13 protein-coding genes are annotated in these 14,671 nt (G+C 44.2%); 7 read left to right on the top strand and 6 right to left on the bottom strand.

Going from position 1 to position 14,671, the window contains the following annotated elements; genetic code table 11:
- Positions 1–22: 22 nt before the first annotated feature.
- Genes ACFWMP_RS08970 through pbfA form a run of 4 tightly spaced genes read left to right on the top strand, consistent with a single transcriptional unit; the run spans position 23 to position 4,300 of the window.
- On the top strand, positions 23–1,024 hold the full coding sequence (locus tag ACFWMP_RS08970; protein WP_076284032.1) for an extracellular solute-binding protein: 1,002 nt from the start codon (positions 23–25) through the stop codon (positions 1,022–1,024).
- A gap of 24 nt (positions 1,025–1,048) precedes the next feature.
- The gene (gene phnW / locus ACFWMP_RS08965; protein ID WP_379423142.1) at positions 1,049–2,143 is read left to right on the top strand and encodes a 2-aminoethylphosphonate--pyruvate transaminase; all 1,095 of its coding nucleotides are present in this window, start codon (positions 1,049–1,051) and stop codon (positions 2,141–2,143) included.
- The gene (gene phnX / locus ACFWMP_RS08960) at positions 2,140–2,955 is read left to right on the top strand and encodes a phosphonoacetaldehyde hydrolase (RefSeq protein WP_339269232.1); all 816 of its coding nucleotides are present in this window, start codon (positions 2,140–2,142) and stop codon (positions 2,953–2,955) included. The genes phnW and phnX overlap by 4 nt, the downstream gene beginning before the upstream one ends.
- Positions 2,945–4,300: a (R)-1-hydroxy-2-aminoethylphosphonate ammonia-lyase gene (pbfA, locus tag ACFWMP_RS08955; RefSeq protein ID WP_379423140.1), complete on the top strand. Its 1,356-nt coding sequence runs from the start codon at positions 2,945–2,947 to the stop codon at positions 4,298–4,300. Before phnX ends, pbfA begins: the two co-directional genes overlap by 11 nt.
- Positions 4,301–4,581: 281 nt before the next feature.
- On the opposite strand, the gene ACFWMP_RS08950 is transcribed toward pbfA, so the two are convergent.
- Positions 4,582–5,637 (bottom strand): UvrB/UvrC motif-containing protein, encoded by a 1,056-nt coding sequence (locus tag ACFWMP_RS08950; protein WP_379423572.1) that lies wholly within the window; start codon positions 5,635–5,637, stop codon positions 4,582–4,584.
- A 169-nt stretch (positions 5,638–5,806) separates the two neighbouring features.
- Between ACFWMP_RS08950 and ACFWMP_RS08945 the strand changes: the two genes are divergently transcribed.
- Entirely contained in the window at positions 5,807–6,553 is a 747-nt protein-coding gene (locus ACFWMP_RS08945) for a hypothetical protein (RefSeq protein WP_379423138.1), read from the top strand.
- Positions 6,554–6,693: 140 nt separating this feature from the next.
- Here ACFWMP_RS08945 and ACFWMP_RS08940 read toward each other — a convergent pair whose 3' ends face one another.
- Positions 6,694–7,656, bottom strand: coding sequence for an S-layer homology domain-containing protein (locus ACFWMP_RS08940; RefSeq protein WP_379423136.1), 963 nt, complete (start codon positions 7,654–7,656; stop codon positions 6,694–6,696).
- A gap of 86 nt (positions 7,657–7,742) precedes the next feature.
- Positions 7,743–8,534 (bottom strand): SDR family oxidoreductase, encoded by a 792-nt coding sequence (locus ACFWMP_RS08935; protein ID WP_042185493.1) that lies wholly within the window; start codon positions 8,532–8,534, stop codon positions 7,743–7,745.
- Positions 8,535–8,710: 176 nt separating this feature from the next.
- Between ACFWMP_RS08935 and ACFWMP_RS08930 the strand changes: the two genes are divergently transcribed.
- On the top strand, positions 8,711–10,690 hold the full coding sequence (locus ACFWMP_RS08930) for a GTP-binding protein (protein WP_379423134.1): 1,980 nt from the start codon (positions 8,711–8,713) through the stop codon (positions 10,688–10,690).
- A 6-nt stretch (positions 10,691–10,696) separates the two neighbouring features.
- The gene (locus tag ACFWMP_RS08925; protein ID WP_076298377.1) at positions 10,697–11,218 is read left to right on the top strand and encodes a GNAT family N-acetyltransferase; all 522 of its coding nucleotides are present in this window, start codon (positions 10,697–10,699) and stop codon (positions 11,216–11,218) included.
- Positions 11,219–11,287: 69 nt separating this feature from the next.
- On the opposite strand, the gene rsiV is transcribed toward ACFWMP_RS08925, so the two are convergent.
- From rsiV to ACFWMP_RS08910, 3 genes are read right to left on the bottom strand one after another with little or no spacing between them, the layout of a single operon-like run.
- Positions 11,288–12,166 carry an anti-sigma-V factor RsiV gene (gene rsiV / locus ACFWMP_RS08920; RefSeq protein ID WP_042124758.1) on the bottom strand — a complete coding sequence of 293 codons (879 nt, stop codon included), beginning with the start codon at positions 12,164–12,166 and terminating at the stop codon, positions 11,288–11,290.
- A gap of 1 nt (position 12,167) precedes the next feature.
- Positions 12,168–12,674 (bottom strand): RNA polymerase sigma factor SigV, encoded by a 507-nt coding sequence (locus ACFWMP_RS08915; RefSeq protein ID WP_042124760.1) that lies wholly within the window; start codon positions 12,672–12,674, stop codon positions 12,168–12,170.
- 58 nt (positions 12,675–12,732) lie between these two features.
- Positions 12,733–14,613, bottom strand: a complete 1,881-nt coding sequence (locus ACFWMP_RS08910; RefSeq protein ID WP_379423128.1) for an acyltransferase family protein — start codon at positions 14,611–14,613, stop codon at positions 12,733–12,735.
- Positions 14,614–14,671: the final 58 nt, after the last annotated feature.

Raw genomic sequence — 14,671 nt, 5'->3', positions numbered from 1 at the left:
CAGTTAAAGTGAGGGAGAAATTATGTCTAAGAGAATTAAGGGATTCAAAGGAATTATGTTGTCTATCGTGGCTTTGAGTTTGGTGTTCACATTAGCAGGTTGTGGAAATAAAGCAGCGGGTGATGCGAGTAAAGTAGTGATTTTGACCAATGCGGATGAAGAAGCTGTAGCCTCTATGGAGACTGCGCTAAAAGGTGCGGGGTACGAAGGGCAATATCTCTTTCAATCCTTGGGCACTTCTGAGCTGGGTGGAAAGCTGATGGCAGAGGGAGACAAAATTGAGGCTAACCTGATCACGATGAGCTCTTATTTTGTAGAAAGTGCGCAAGAGAAACATGGCATGTTTAAAGATCTATCGTTTACGACTAACGCGCTAGATTCCTATCCAGCGTACTATACGCCGATTTTGGCGAATACCGGTGCTATTTTTGTAAACACAGCGGTGCTTAAAGATAAGGGCTTGGCGATGCCAACGTCCATTAAGGATTTAACAAAACCAGAATTTAAAGGCTTGGTATCTGTTCCGAACATTATGGACTCTTCGACAGGCTGGTTGTTGGTTCAGGCGATTATTTCGCAATACGGGGAAGAAGAAGGTAAAACGGTTCTGCATGATTTAGTTGCTAATGTAGGCCCACATCTGGAAAGCTCCGGCTCCGGTCCGATTAAAAAGGTAAAAGCAGGAGAAGTAGCTGCAGGCTTTGGACTTCGTCATCAGGCAGTATTAGCTAAAGAAGAAGGCGCACCGATTGACTATGTAGATCCAACGGAAGGTAACTTCTCGCTTACAGAATCCGTAGCCGTGGTGAAAAAAGACGATGCAACAACAGAGCTGGCTATGAAAATGGCAGAAACCATTATTAAAGATGCTAGAAAAGACTTAATTACAAATTACCCAGTGGCTCTATATAAAGATGAAACGGTTAGTGATATCCATAAGCCTGCACACAGTATGAAATTTGTTAAGCCGTTGACTGTGGAACTGCTGGAGCAACATCAACAATTCTTTAAAGAAAATAAATAAGATTAGAACAAGGAGTGAAGGGCCATGAACAACTATAAATTGCTGACACCCGGTCCATTGACAACTACTAACACGGTCAAAGAGCAAATGCTCTTTGACCGTTGTACTTGGGACCAGGACTATAAGAACATTACACAACAAATCAGATCCAGACTTCTGGATTTGGCAAGGGCAACGAACGATGAATATACGGCAGTTCTCATGCAGGGTAGTGGTACGTTTGCAGTGGAATCTGTGCTGACTACGGCGATTTCAGCGGATGATAAGCTTTTGATTATTACAAACGGTGCCTACGGAGAACGTATTGTGCAAATGGCGCAATATATCGGACTCCATTATCGTGTGTATAGTGCCCTATATAATGAATTCCCCCAAGAGGCAGAGCTTAGAGGAATTCTTAAAGAGGATCCAGCCATTACGCACATTGCGATGGTGCATTGCGAGACGACGACAGGGATTCTTAACCCGCTGGAGATGATCTCACAACTGGCAAAAGCCTACGATAAAACATTAATTATCGACGCGATGAGCAGCTTCGGTGGAATAGAGATTGATGTACCTGGGCTTGAAATTGACTATTTAATCAGCAGCGCCAATAAATGTATTCAGGGTGTTCCGGGATTTGGGTTTGTCATTGCAAAGCTGGATAAGCTGCTCACATGTAAAGGGAATGCACGTAGTCTATCACTTGATCTATACGATCAATGGAAGGCGATGGACGCGGATGGGAAATGGCGCTATACGTCTCCGACCCATGTAGTGGCTGCATTTTCGAAAGCGATTGAAGAACTGATCGAAGAAGGCAGCATTCCTGCAAGGGCAGCAAGATACCAGAATAATAACCGCATACTGAGAGAAAGACTTGCGAGAATAGGAATAGAGGCGTATATCACAGACGATAAGCAGTCTCCTATTATAACCACCTTTCTTTTTCCGAACGAGACGTTCAGCTTTGAAGATTTCTATGAATATGTGAAAGAAAAAGGCTACGTCCTCTACCCAGGCAAATTAACGGAGCACGACACCTTCCGGATTGGGAATATTGGTGAGATTTACGAAGAAGATATTCAGAACTTATGTAATATTATCGAAGCATACATGGGAGGAATGACACAATGAATCAAGTCGAAGGCGTAATTCTGGACTGGGCAGGAACAGCGGTAGATTTTGGCTGCTTTGCACCGGTGAATGTGTTCCTTGATATTTTTCGGGAGGCTGGGATTGAAGTTACGATGCAGGAAGCTAGAGCCCCTATGGGGATGCTGAAAATAGATCATATCCGTTCGATGTTATCCATGCCAAGAGTAGGTGCCTTGTGGGAAGAAAAGTATGGCAGAGCTTTTACTGAACAGGATGTAGAGAACCTGTATGCTGAATTCGAACCGGCATTGATGGCATCCTTATCCGAATATACTGATCCGATTCCGCAGGTTATTGAGACCGTCCAATTGCTCAGAAGCCAAGGACTAAAGATTGGTTCAACGACTGGATATACAGAGTCCATGATGGATGTTGTAATTCCGAATGCCGCTGGGAAGGGCTATCAACCGGATTATGTAATCACGCCAGATGGAACGCATTCACTGGGAAGACCTTACCCGTATATGATTTATCATAATATGGAAGCTTTAAAGCTATCGGCAGCATGGAAGGTTGTTAAGGTAGGCGATACGATTTCAGACATTCAAGAAGGTGTTAATGCAGGCGTCTGGTCCGTAGGTGTAATCATTGGAAGCTCTGAAATGGGCTTAAGCCAGGAGGAATTTAATGCACTTTCAGACGTGGAGAAGGAAACGGTGATCTCAGCGACACAGACCTCTTTTATTCAAAACGGGGCAGACTTTACGATTCAATCGATGAGTGAGCTGCCTCAGCTGATTGGGCGAATCAATGTACTGATTTCTCAAGGAATCAGACCTTATGCGAGATAATCATGAGCTGAAAAGAGAAGGTGACATCAACTTTAGCCCCTTGCGGACAGAGTGGATGACCCAGTTAAGCGCTGTGAGTATAGATAGGATCGAAGCGGACGAGCGTGCATATATGCGACAATCCATGTCAACGCCATGCTTGAACAGTATCGTAGATGCTGAGGGATGTTATATCACAGATGTGAATGGACACAAATATCTTGATTTTCATGGAAATAGCATTCATCAGATTGGCTATAAGAATCCTTATGTAACTGAAGCTGTGAAAAAACAGCTCGACGAGCTACCGTTCATTCCAAGAAGATTTACGGCAGATATTGCGGTGAAAGCTGCAGAAGCTTTAATCAACAAAACAACCTCAAAGGACTATAAAGTATTATTTACGCCTTCCGGAAGTGCAGCTGTAGGTCTGGCCCTTAAGATTGCTCGCAAATGGACGGGGAAGCATAAGGTCATCTCCATGTGGGAGTCCTTCCATGGCGCGGGGCTGGACACAATCGCTGTCGGAGGAGAATACGTGTTTAAAAAGGACATGGGCCCGCAAATGCCAGGAATGCTGAAAGCCATTCCTTTTAACGCATACCGCAACCTGCTGGGAAGTCATTCCCATGAAGCAGTGGCTACCTTCTGCCTCGACTATCTGGAATATATGATTCAGCATGAGGGGGAGATCGGGGCGATCTTACTTGAGCCTATTCGGGCGACGGATACGCATATCCCGCCTATCTCTTATTTCACAAGATTAAGAAAAATATGTGATGAATATGGGATTCTGCTGATTTTTGATGAGATTCCAACAGCGCTGATGCGAAGCGGTAGGTTCTACGTCCATCAGAATTTCGATATCGAACCGGATATCCTCGTGCTCGGAAAAGGGTTAGGCGGAGGGGTGATCCCGCAAGCAGCGGTGCTTACCAGAACGCAATATGATTGTGCGGGGGATATTTCTTTGGGGCACTATACCCATGAGAAACCGGCGTTAGGAAGTGCAGCGATCTGTGCCACCATCGATTATATCGATGACTTAAATCTGCAGGAACAATGTATCAGCAGGTCTGAATTTGTAAGAGGGAAGCTTGAGACTCTGTCGGCTAAACATCTTTGCATAGGAGATGTCCGTATTGCTGGACTACTGATTTCTATTGAACTTGTGAAGTCCAGAGAGACTAGAGAGAAGAATGAGGAATTAGCTGAGCAAGTACTGTATTATTGCTTGGAGAAGGGTCTTTCTTTTAAATTGGCTGGAGGAAACTGCATCACCTGGCATCCTCCGCTTATTGTATCTGAAGAGAAATTAACTTTTGCTGTTAATCTTCTGGATGAAGGATTGTGTAAATATAGTTGAGAGATAGGCAAGCTTCAAAACAGGTTTCTTCCGCTCCGTACATGGGGGGAGAAACCTGTTTTGTCGTTTAAGGAATGAAGACCTGCTCTTTTTGGGTAAGTTTAGAGTAACAGTTGAGCCAATAGATGAGATGAAGGGGACGGAGGAGGGTTTTGGAACTGGAGGAGCGTTAGTGTCCGTCTTTGTCTTCAGATTTCTACCACATATACTGGTTTGAAATCAAGAAATCTGAAGACAAGAGCGGGCGGAAGTCCAAACATTCACCGCAGTTACAAGGTAGATTAATTATACGAATGGGCTGGAGCAGCATTTAAAAAGATACGCAACAGCTTGTCCACCGCAGTGTCTAGACGAGAATGATTGTTAGCTGCAAGCCAATCCTCTTGCACGATGATGTAGCTGCACGAGCTGCTTTTTAAATAGCTGTATATAATTTGTGCTTCGTCAATTTCATGGCGAGTAATTGCTGCCGGGGCCTGGTTAAGTTCACCGCAGAAAGTGTCCATAATCGCTGATGTTATAACGGATTGCAGGTAGGTAATATCGGGTTGATCGTATTCGAGCTTAGTATGCGCCAGGATACGATTGCCTTTGAGCAATATGAGTTTAAGCGTTTGTTCATCCATGGCCTCAAGGATCGCGATATTCTGATTCTCTGCAGCGAATTCGATAACCTTCTCTTTGTGATTCAGGAAGCTGATGGCTCCGATGTAATCCCTATATTTGGCGGCGGTTTCGAAGTCAAATTGCTCTGCAGCTTCAGTCATCTGTTGCTCCATCTCCACAAGGATACTGGAATCCGTTCCGTTTAGTAGGGCTATGACTTTATCAATGATTGTATTATATTGAACGGCAGCATCGCCGCCAGCACACATCCCTATGCATAAGCCAAGCGAATGGTTTAGGCATAAAGAATTTTTGAAGCTTGGATTGCTGCAAAGGATTTTTGAGCTTTCCTTGATGCCTTGCACGGCTCTTTCCACGGTACTTCTGCTCGTGTAGGGGCCCCAAATATGGTTACCTTTTTGAACAGCAGGATCATAAGTAATCTCTAACGAATGCATTTTATCATCCGTTCCTATTACGATATACGTATAGGCCTGCGGATTTTTCATTTTTCTATTGTACATGGGCTTTATTTCTTTAATTAATTTGCACTCCAGCATAAAAGCTTCGAATTCGGTATCTGTAAGGATAATATCCAAATCTTTAATATGGCGAACGAGCTGTTTTACCTTTGGGGAATGAGACTTCGAGTTTTGAAAATAGGATTTCACTCTCCGTTTCAGCTGTTTCGCCTTTCCCACATATATAATATGGCCGAGGCCATCCTTCATGAGATACACGCCGGGAGTCAGAGGAAGGCTCTTTAGTTTCTCTGATAAATGAATAGTAACCCCGCCCTCTCATAAGAGTTGTTTGACTGATAGTTTTAGTATAAGCCTGCAACCTTCATTTGTTCAAATCAGTCTAAAGAGCGAGGGATCAAAAACGAGGAGGGATCTTATGTACTTCGCAAGAAATATCGGTGGTTTGGCGCTGATAGCAGCTATGTTATGGCTTACAGCATGCAGAGGAACGCCAGAAGCGGGAACGGAACCGAAGGTGACCCCAGAACAGACGCAAATGCAGATGCCTGAGCAAACGCCAGAGCAGACACAAACTGCACAACCAGCGGCTACTACGGAGCCACTACAGGAGACGGAGCCATCAAGCACGGATCAGCCACTGGATCAGGAGGGACTTCCGCCAACTGTAGAGGAAGCTGCGACGACAGTCATAAGGTCTATTAAAAATAAGGATATGAAGCAATTGGCCGCATGGGTACATTCAGATAAAGGGTTACGTTTTTCTCCATACGCATACGTAGATACGAAGAATGATCTTGTATTCAGCAAGGATGAAGTGGAAGGATTAATGAATGACTCTACCAAAAGAGTCTGGCGAACATTTGCTGGATCGGGTGATTTAATTGAGCTGACATTCGCAGATTACTACATGCGGTTTGTCTACGATGCAGACTTCATTCAGACGGCCGAAATTGCTGTGAACAAGGGGCTTGGTCAAGGTACAACGATCAATAACTTGAACGAAGTGTATCCCAAGGAGCAATATGATTTCGTTGAATATCATATTACTGGCATCGATCCTTCTGTCGAAGAGATGGACTGGCGCAGCCTGCGTCTAGTTTTCGAGAAGATTGGAGAGGATCATGCACTAGTAGGCATTATTCACGATCAATGGACACCCTGAGAAGTAAGAAATTCTTATTAGTCCTTGGGTAGTTTAGAACATGGGGGAGAACCCAAAAAACGAAGGTGCCTCAGTAGCCATTTTACGGCTTTTGGGGCACCTTCGTTTGATTCGTTCCATAAGAATCGAGTCCGGAGCTTTTATTGCGTAGCGCTAGATGTAGATCCAGATACCGATTTAGCGATCGCTTTATATCCCTCTGGCAGATAAGTGACAACAGATGCTTTTGAGATCACCTGTGCGTACATTTTTCCTGGATCAGGAGCAGTCACATTAAAATAAAACACTGCGGTCTTGTCTTTGCCAAATTCGATTCGCTCAATCACTAGTCCATATCCAGAATGCGGTAAGTTGTTAACGGTCAATGTAGCCTTGTTTACTCCTTCACCCGCTTTGGTTAGTGTAACCTCAGTCTCATAGGTTGGAGTAGTAGGGCTGCCATTAGACACAATTACGCGTTTGGCAAAAGCAGCTGCATCGTAGGTCATTGCGGCTGCTTCCGAACGGGTAATGGCATCATTTGGCTGGAAATTACCGTTCTTATCGAGTGTGGCGATATGTGTATTCAACAGGATCTGGAGACTATTTATAACCTCTGTAGAAAGTTTATCGCCATCCTTAATGTCTACATACATCAGTGTAACCGGGAAGTTACCTTTACTTTGCAGTGCTTGCGTTAATAAGTGAGCGAACTGAGCACGGGTGATGGTTCCGTTAGGATCTACTGTTCGATCAAGTGAAAGACCATTTTGCTTGGCAGTCAGGAAGGCTGAAGCATACCAGGATTTGTCGTTCACCTTATCAAAATAATCACTAGCTTTGGATGAGCTGTTACCCGCCTCTGGCTTCGGAGACAGATTCAGACCCCCAACGATGAACTGAATCCCTTGGGCAAAGCTTACTTTGGATTTAGGCGCGAACTTATCTTTGTCTACTCCATTTATAATCCCCTCTTTATGCAGGGAGTTAATTTTTGCTTCCGCAGGATCACCTTTCAAATCCGAAAAAGCAAAAGCAGATGCTCCAAATGACAGGCTTGCTGCTAGAATACCGCAGGCTATCGTCATTGTTTTGACATTACTTATGAATAATGATTTCTTCATTATGCGTCACCTCCATACTCTTAGATGGTAGATTAGACCAAAATGTTGCAGGCAATTTAAAATATTATAAAGATTCAAGTAAAACGTTATCCGCGAAGGAGTGACTCGGCACCATCTACATAGATCTCAGTTCCTGTGACATGGAAAGACTCATCCGAGGCGAGAAATAATACTAGATTGGCTACTTGTTCAGGTTTACCGGGCGCATCTTCCAGAGGATGATTGCCTTTCGGAAATTCTACAGGAATCTTCACTTCTTGAAGATCATCGCTCTTATCCGTATTATCTCCAATTTGAGTGTCGATCGATCCAGGACAGACCGCATTTACGCGGATACCGTATTGCGCCAGCTCTAGCGCAGCCATTTTCATAAAAGCGACTTGTCCAGCCTTGGAAGAGGAGTACGCAGCAGCGCCGATGTTCGAGAACACTCGATTTCCGTTAATAGAGCTAGTGATAATGATGCTGCCGCCATTTTCTTTCATATGGGGGATAGCATATTTTACTGTGGCAAAGGTACTGCGTAGGTTGGTATCTAGCGTCTGGTCCCAATCTTCGATTTCTAGTGTTTCGATTGGAGCCCATGTACCATTAATTCCAGCATTCGCAAAAATGATATCAATCTTCCGAGCCTCATCCGCAACCTTACGAATACTTTCTTCGACAAGACCTGGATTGGAAACATCGCATTCGATAACTGTAGCTGTTCCTCCAATGGATTCAATTTCACGTTTAGTTTCATAGGATTCCTCAGGGGTGCGATCAAGCATATATACCTTAGCTCCGTGCTGAGCAAACCTTATGGCTGTAGCTTTTCCAATACCGGACCCTGCGCCTGTGACTACTGCAACTTTATTTTGCAATCGTTGATCTAACATGATGAATTTCCTCCTTGGCGTTAGACTTCTTACTTAGTAATTACATACCCGGCATAGCTGAATTTAACCAATTTAGTAGGAGGGTGGAACAACAAGGAGGGATGTATTACTATGAGACATAAGGATGTGTACAATATAAATTTAGATCAATCTAGCTCATGATAGGGGTACTATAGATGATTCAGCAGCAGGGAGCAGAACGGATTAATGTGGGGATATTTGCCCATGTGGATGCCGGCAAGACAACAACAACAGAGCATATTTTGTATGAAAGCGGTCGCATTCGAGCGCTCGGCAGCGTAGACAGTGGGACAGCATTGACGGATTCTATGGATGTGGAGCGGCAACGAGGAATATCCGTTCGGGCGGCATTAGCTTCTTTTGAATGGAAAGGTGTGCAGATCAACCTCGTTGATACACCAGGACACGTCGATTTTCTGTCAGAGGTTGAACGGTCTTTGCGAGTGATGGATTGTGCGGTGCTAATTTTGTCGGCGGTAGAGGGTGTGCAGGCTCAAAGTGAGATGATCTGGAACGCGCTGAGGAAGCTGGGAATACCGACGCTTATTTTTATGAACAAAATGGATCGTGTAGGTGCAGACCCTGAGGCTGTGCTGGCGCAAGCGCGAAATTATTTGTCTAGTGATATCATTCCTGTACAGCAACCCACCGGGAAAGAGCAGGAGTACATAGGCGCAATAGATTTGTGGGGGAGCGATGCCGATCCTGCTGCACAGACTGAATTGTTGGAGGCATTGGCTGAGCGGGATGAAGATCTGCTAGAGACGTATATGTCAGGTAGTTCGATTGATCTTGCAGCTTGGAAAAAATATATGAAGACAGCTTCCGCTTCAGGACGCTTCTTCCCAATGGTTTATGGTGTTGCCGCCAAGGGGCTTGGCATTACTGCATTGCTGGACGCGATGGTTGAGTATTTTCCGCGAGCTGGTGGCAATGTTGAGGGGCCGGTGTCCGGCATTGTCTACAATATTCAGCGTGATAAAAGCATGGGGCGAATGGCGTTTGTCCGCCTTTATGAAGGAACGATCCGTAACCGCGATACGGTAATGAACTACACGCAGAATATTCAGGGAAAAGTGACCCAGATCCGCAAGGTCGAGGGTGGTCGTACTGAGGATGTCGGATCGCTTGAAGCGGGGGATATCGCTGTAATCTATGGTCTTTCAGGGGTACGGATCGGAGATGTACTCGGCCATCCGGAGGCGATTCCGGAGGAAGCGAAGCTGGCTGTACCGCTGCTAACGGTGCGCGTATTCTGGGGAACCGATATGGATGACCATAAGGTTATCGGAGCATTGCAGGAGCTGGCGGATGAAGATCCGCTCTTGGATGCGCAGTGGCTGCAGGATGAGCGAGAGCTGCATATCAAAGTAATGGGACCTATTCAGTTGGAGATTCTGAATAGTGTTCTGGAGGAGCGGTATGCGCTGAAGGTTACCTTCGGTCAGCCTTCTGTCATCTATAAAGAAACGCCAGCCTTTGCTGGGGAAGGCTTTATCGCTTATACGATGCCGAAGCCGTGCTGGGCGATTCTGCGGTTTCAGATAGAGCCCGGACCTCCTGGCAGTGGTTTAGTTTATGATTCGGTAGTGCGGAGTTCCGATCTGCTGCCGCAATATCAGAGCGAGACCGCACGCCGTGTACCAGAAGCCTTGCAACAGGGCTTGTACGGCTGGGAGGTTACCGATCTTAAAGTGATCTTAATCGAGGGACAGCATCATGTATGGCATACCCATCCGCTAGATTTTGCCGTAGCGACTCCTATGGGGATTATGGATGGACTCGCGCGGGTAGGCACTAAACTACTGGAGCCGATTCTTCAGGTTCGCATCGTTGTCCCTGAGGAGAATGGCGGCCGAGTGATGAACGACCTGGTTCAGATGCGCGGCACCTTCGAGCCACCTGTGCTGCAAGGCGAGCGGATGATCATCGAAGGCCGTCTGCCACTGGCAACGTCGCTCGATTATCCGGTTACTTTAAGCTCCTATACGAAGGGGCGTAGCACGTTCACTTCTTTTTTTGCCGGCTATGAAGAATCTCCGCCAGACGTATCCGCTGAGCGCACCCGCCGGGGCGTGAATCCATTAGATCAGGCGAAATATATATTAAGCGTGCGAAAGGCGCTGCAGGGGTGAGATAAAATGAAGATCAGAGAAGCAACAGCTAGTGATATAGACGGGATCGCTTTCGTCCACGCTACGAGTTGGAAAACCACGTATAAAGGACTAATATCAGACGAGTTTCTTGATAATTTCACAGTAGAAGCTAGAAGGAAGCGTTGGATTCAGAATTTTGAAAATCCCAATAAAGACGAGGTAATGTATGTTGCTGAAGATGAGTCTGGGATGATCATTGGCTTTGCAAATGGAGGGGCGCGAAGAGAGCCGGATCTCTACGATGCGGAGCTTTACGCACTTTATTTGCTTAAGGAACACCAAGGAAAAGGTCTAGGGAAGCAGCTCATAAGAAGTGTAGCACAGAATTTATTGAAGAAAAATTATAGCTCGTTCATGACTTGGGTGCTGGTGGGCAATCCGGCGATTCATTTCTACCACAGCGTTGGGGGAGAGTCTATCTCAAGTATAGAAGTTAAGATAGGGAATGAATTATTAGAAGAAATAAAAATAGGATGGCAAGACATTAGAGGCATAGGGATTGATTAATGACTTTTTACGCAAAAAAAGACTCATAAGGGATACAAAACGCATACCCCTTATGAGTCTCATAATGATTTATTTAATGTACGTACGGCTGACCAGAACATCTGCAATTACATCTGTTGGAATGATGAATTCTCTAACGCCCATGTAGCCAGGAGCCACATCATATTTGTTAAAGGAAATAACCAGCTGGTACTTATCGTTGATATAGAAATCTTGATCTTTAGCTATATTTTCAAATTGATAAAAAAGGTCTTCATTGGGTTCATCTGTTGAAATCCAGTAGAACATATCTTTATCTGCTTTCATTTGGGAGCGCATCTGTTCTTTAATATTTTCACTTATGATACTGATATATCGATCATCCTTAAATAACATAGGCAGACTTAGCAGGATTTGATTCTTCTTGTCTATCGTATCGTGCTGCATTGTTGTTGACGATGAACCTACGGTATTTACCACGTATCTGCTAATAGCAAATAGCTCAGCATTGTCCGTTTTAACCTCAAAGCCTGTGTCGACCCCTAAATGCCCCTCTCCGGATTGCTTTAAAGATTCCATCTCTGCTTGAAACTCATCATATAGTTTTTTGTTTTCTTCGAGATATTTTTCATTCAGAGTCGATTCCAGCTCTTTATTCTCTAGGTTAGTAATGATGGGGACCTTTATGTCTGCATTATAGGTCTGCTCATCCACTTTGTATTCTCTAAAAGTTAGCACTTTAACAATACTGTCTACACCAGGTATAGCGGAGAAGGCATTGGCAATGTTAACATTGACATTAATCCCAATCACGAAAAATAGGGCTGCCGCACAAACTCCAGATATCCACTGGTAACGTATTCTTCTTATCTTCCTTTTCTTTAATGCTTTACTTACAACGAAATCTAATTCCTCAGGAATAGGGAGTTTGTTATAATCTTCTATAATTTTTTTGATTTGGTTATCCATTCTAATTGATCTCCTTTGAGGATTCTTCCTGCATGTTGACTCTTAATAACTGGAGTGCTTGATATAGTCTAGTCTTTACTGTATTGACGTTTTCATTTAATACTTCCGCAACTTCCTCGATCTTTAAATCTTCGATATATCTAAGGACGATGACATTTCGATACTTAAGGGGTAGATCATCCAGCGATCTTTCTAAATCAATATCTGGATACACGTCTACCGCACCAGGGATAAAAAAGTCGAGTGCTTCATCATCTACTGGTTGAACTCTTTTATGTTTCCTCAGAAAATCCAGAGAGGTAGTTACTACGATTCTAAACAACCAACTCTTTACGGATTCTGGGTTCTTTAGCAACCCTATAGAGGAGAGAGCTTTATAAATCGAATCCTGAACAACATCTAATGCATCCTCTTTGTTCTTCACATAGCTGTAAGCTAGACGGTATATGTTCTCCTTGTTATCTGTAATACAAAGAGTGAGTAATTTCTCTTTATTCCTCTTAAGCATATTCGTAAAACCCTTCTCTTTTTATATTGCGTAGCTTTAGTATGTTAGATTACTATTCTCATTGATTCTCCTTTTGTATGGCTTTAGCTACAAGTGCGGCATAGGATTTGGCACCTTCTCGTTTTAGATGAACGCCATCCTCATAGAAGTAAGAATCCTTTCCTTCGCTTGAGGAATGCCAGTCTACAACCATAGCATTGGGGAATTCTAAAGCCACTTTTTTAAGCAAAGTATTCACAGTATTTTGCCATTTTTTCGGTACACGTGTGTTTACTAGTACGACTTGCTGAACATCTTCAAGTGAAATAAGTAATTTCCGCAATTGATTGGAGTTAAAAGCTCCGTTCGTACCTAGATTAATGATCACTCGAGTGCCAAGTTTCCCCTTCGTCCTAAGTTTATCGACCACTTCTTGTGCCTGTGACATCTGCCTGCCTACCTTACCATCGATAACAATGCCTGGCAGAAGTTCTTGTAGATAAGGAGCAGCATCGAGGATTACGGAATCACCTATCGCAGTAACACCTTTACCTGCTTCTTCTACCTGAGGCTGAGGTTCTGGCTTCTTCGGTGGATCTACTGGTACTGGTACTGGTACAGGCACAGGTGTTGGTACGTTTTGAGGGGGCACTAGTGTGACATTATGTTCATTCTTATCGTGATTAGTATTAGTGCCTGTATTCGGATCTGCGGATATCTTAGTATCCAAGTTGCTACTACAGGATATGGACAATATGATTAACGGGACTGCAATAAAGATGAATAAGGGTCGAATCTTGAATTGCAGACGAATGCTTAATTTCGTACACCATCTTCCTAATAAACCTTGACGAAGAGGTTCTTCGATATATTTCCACGATAGTGAGGCTAATAGGAGGCTAACTCCCAGCTGAAAAAGAACACGGAAACCATCGAACCCACCTGTATCTACTGTAGGATTAGTTAGAATGATGACTGGATAATGCCATATGTAAATACTATAGGAACGTACGCCAATCCAACGCAAGGGCTTGCAACCCATGATTTTAGCTAGTCGGCTCGCAGGATGTGCGAGTACAGCTATTACAATTGCGGAAAGGATCGACACTAAAACCAAGCCGCCATAATAAAGAAATTGTCCGTACTCATTCGTCCGCCAAATCATAAGAATGAGGGTGATTAATCCGATTGCACCACTGAAGTCAAGGATATAGCGAGATCTGCGTGAAATCTTATCGGTCAAATTTTGACTCGGCCATGCTAGAGCGAGAGCGGCTCCAATCAGTAGAGCAAAAGCTCGAGTATCAGTACCATAATAGACTCGGCTTGGGTCAACTCCAGGTTGATAGATTAGCGCCATAGCAAGTGCCGAGAGGAATGCCCCTGTTAGACACATCACAATGAGTTTACCTCGTTGAGGTGCAAGGCGTAACCCTACAATAATAACCAATGGCCAAATGAAGTAGAACTGTTCCTCAATAGCGAGCGACCACAAATGACCGATAGGAGAAGGAGGTCCAAAGCTCTCGAAATAAGATACATCGTGAAAAATAAGCCACCAGTTATTGAAGTATAACGTTGAAGATATAAAGTCCCCTTGTAATGCTGCTAATCGTGAACGATCGAACAACAGAAGCCACATAGCAGTGACAAAAAGCATGACAAACATAGCAGGCAATAGCCGTCGCGCTCGTCTGATCCAGAAATCTTTAAGGTCGAACCGTCGGTCTTGCTTCCACCTTTGGATGATTTGATCCGTGATCAGATATCCAGACAGAACGAAGAATATTCCGACCCCTATAAGTCCTCCTGGAGCCCAATTGAGGTCGAGATGATACGCAATAACTGCGATCACAGAGAGTGCGCGAAGTCCATCTATTCCCGGCATATAACGCCTTCTAGTCGTGGAATTGTCAGGTTCTAAAGAGTTAGTCGATGGTGTAACCTTGATTTCTTTCATGGTAGTTCATTCCTTCGTCATCAGTTGTCTTATGTCAGCAAGACGTATGACTAACTTA

It is taken from the genome of Paenibacillus sp. NPDC058367, from assembly GCF_042723305.1.
Lineage (GTDB): Bacteria > Bacillota > Bacilli > Paenibacillales > Paenibacillaceae > Paenibacillus_AQ.
Note: the sequence above shows the minus strand (reverse complement) of the source record. Positions and strands in the feature narration are given on the sequence as shown.

Bases quoted from the DNA above. Each gene is read 5' to 3' on its own strand.
- ACFWMP_RS08970 (WP_076284032.1), top strand. From the start codon at position 23: ATGTCTAAGAGAATTAAGGGATTCAAAGGAATTATGTTGTCTATCGTG.
- phnW (WP_379423142.1), top strand. From the start codon at position 1,049: ATGAACAACTATAAATTGCTGACACCCGGTCCATTGACAACTACTAAC.
- phnX (WP_339269232.1), top strand. From the start codon at position 2,140: ATGAATCAAGTCGAAGGCGTAATTCTGGACTGGGCAGGAACAGCGGTA.
- pbfA (WP_379423140.1), top strand. From the start codon at position 2,945: ATGCGAGATAATCATGAGCTGAAAAGAGAAGGTGACATCAACTTTAGC.
- ACFWMP_RS08950 (WP_379423572.1), bottom strand. From the start codon at position 5,637: ATGAAGGATGGCCTCGGCCATATTATATATGTGGGAAAGGCGAAACAG.
- ACFWMP_RS08945 (WP_379423138.1), top strand. From the start codon at position 5,807: ATGTACTTCGCAAGAAATATCGGTGGTTTGGCGCTGATAGCAGCTATG.
- ACFWMP_RS08940 (WP_379423136.1), bottom strand. From the start codon at position 7,656: ATGAAGAAATCATTATTCATAAGTAATGTCAAAACAATGACGATAGCC.
- ACFWMP_RS08935 (WP_042185493.1), bottom strand. From the start codon at position 8,534: ATGTTAGATCAACGATTGCAAAATAAAGTTGCAGTAGTCACAGGCGCA.
- ACFWMP_RS08930 (WP_379423134.1), top strand. From the start codon at position 8,711: ATGATTCAGCAGCAGGGAGCAGAACGGATTAATGTGGGGATATTTGCC.
- ACFWMP_RS08925 (WP_076298377.1), top strand. From the start codon at position 10,697: ATGAAGATCAGAGAAGCAACAGCTAGTGATATAGACGGGATCGCTTTC.
- rsiV (WP_042124758.1), bottom strand. From the start codon at position 12,166: ATGGATAACCAAATCAAAAAAATTATAGAAGATTATAACAAACTCCCT.
- ACFWMP_RS08915 (WP_042124760.1), bottom strand. From the start codon at position 12,674: ATGCTTAAGAGGAATAAAGAGAAATTACTCACTCTTTGTATTACAGAT.
- ACFWMP_RS08910 (WP_379423128.1), bottom strand. From the start codon at position 14,613: ATGAAAGAAATCAAGGTTACACCATCGACTAACTCTTTAGAACCTGAC.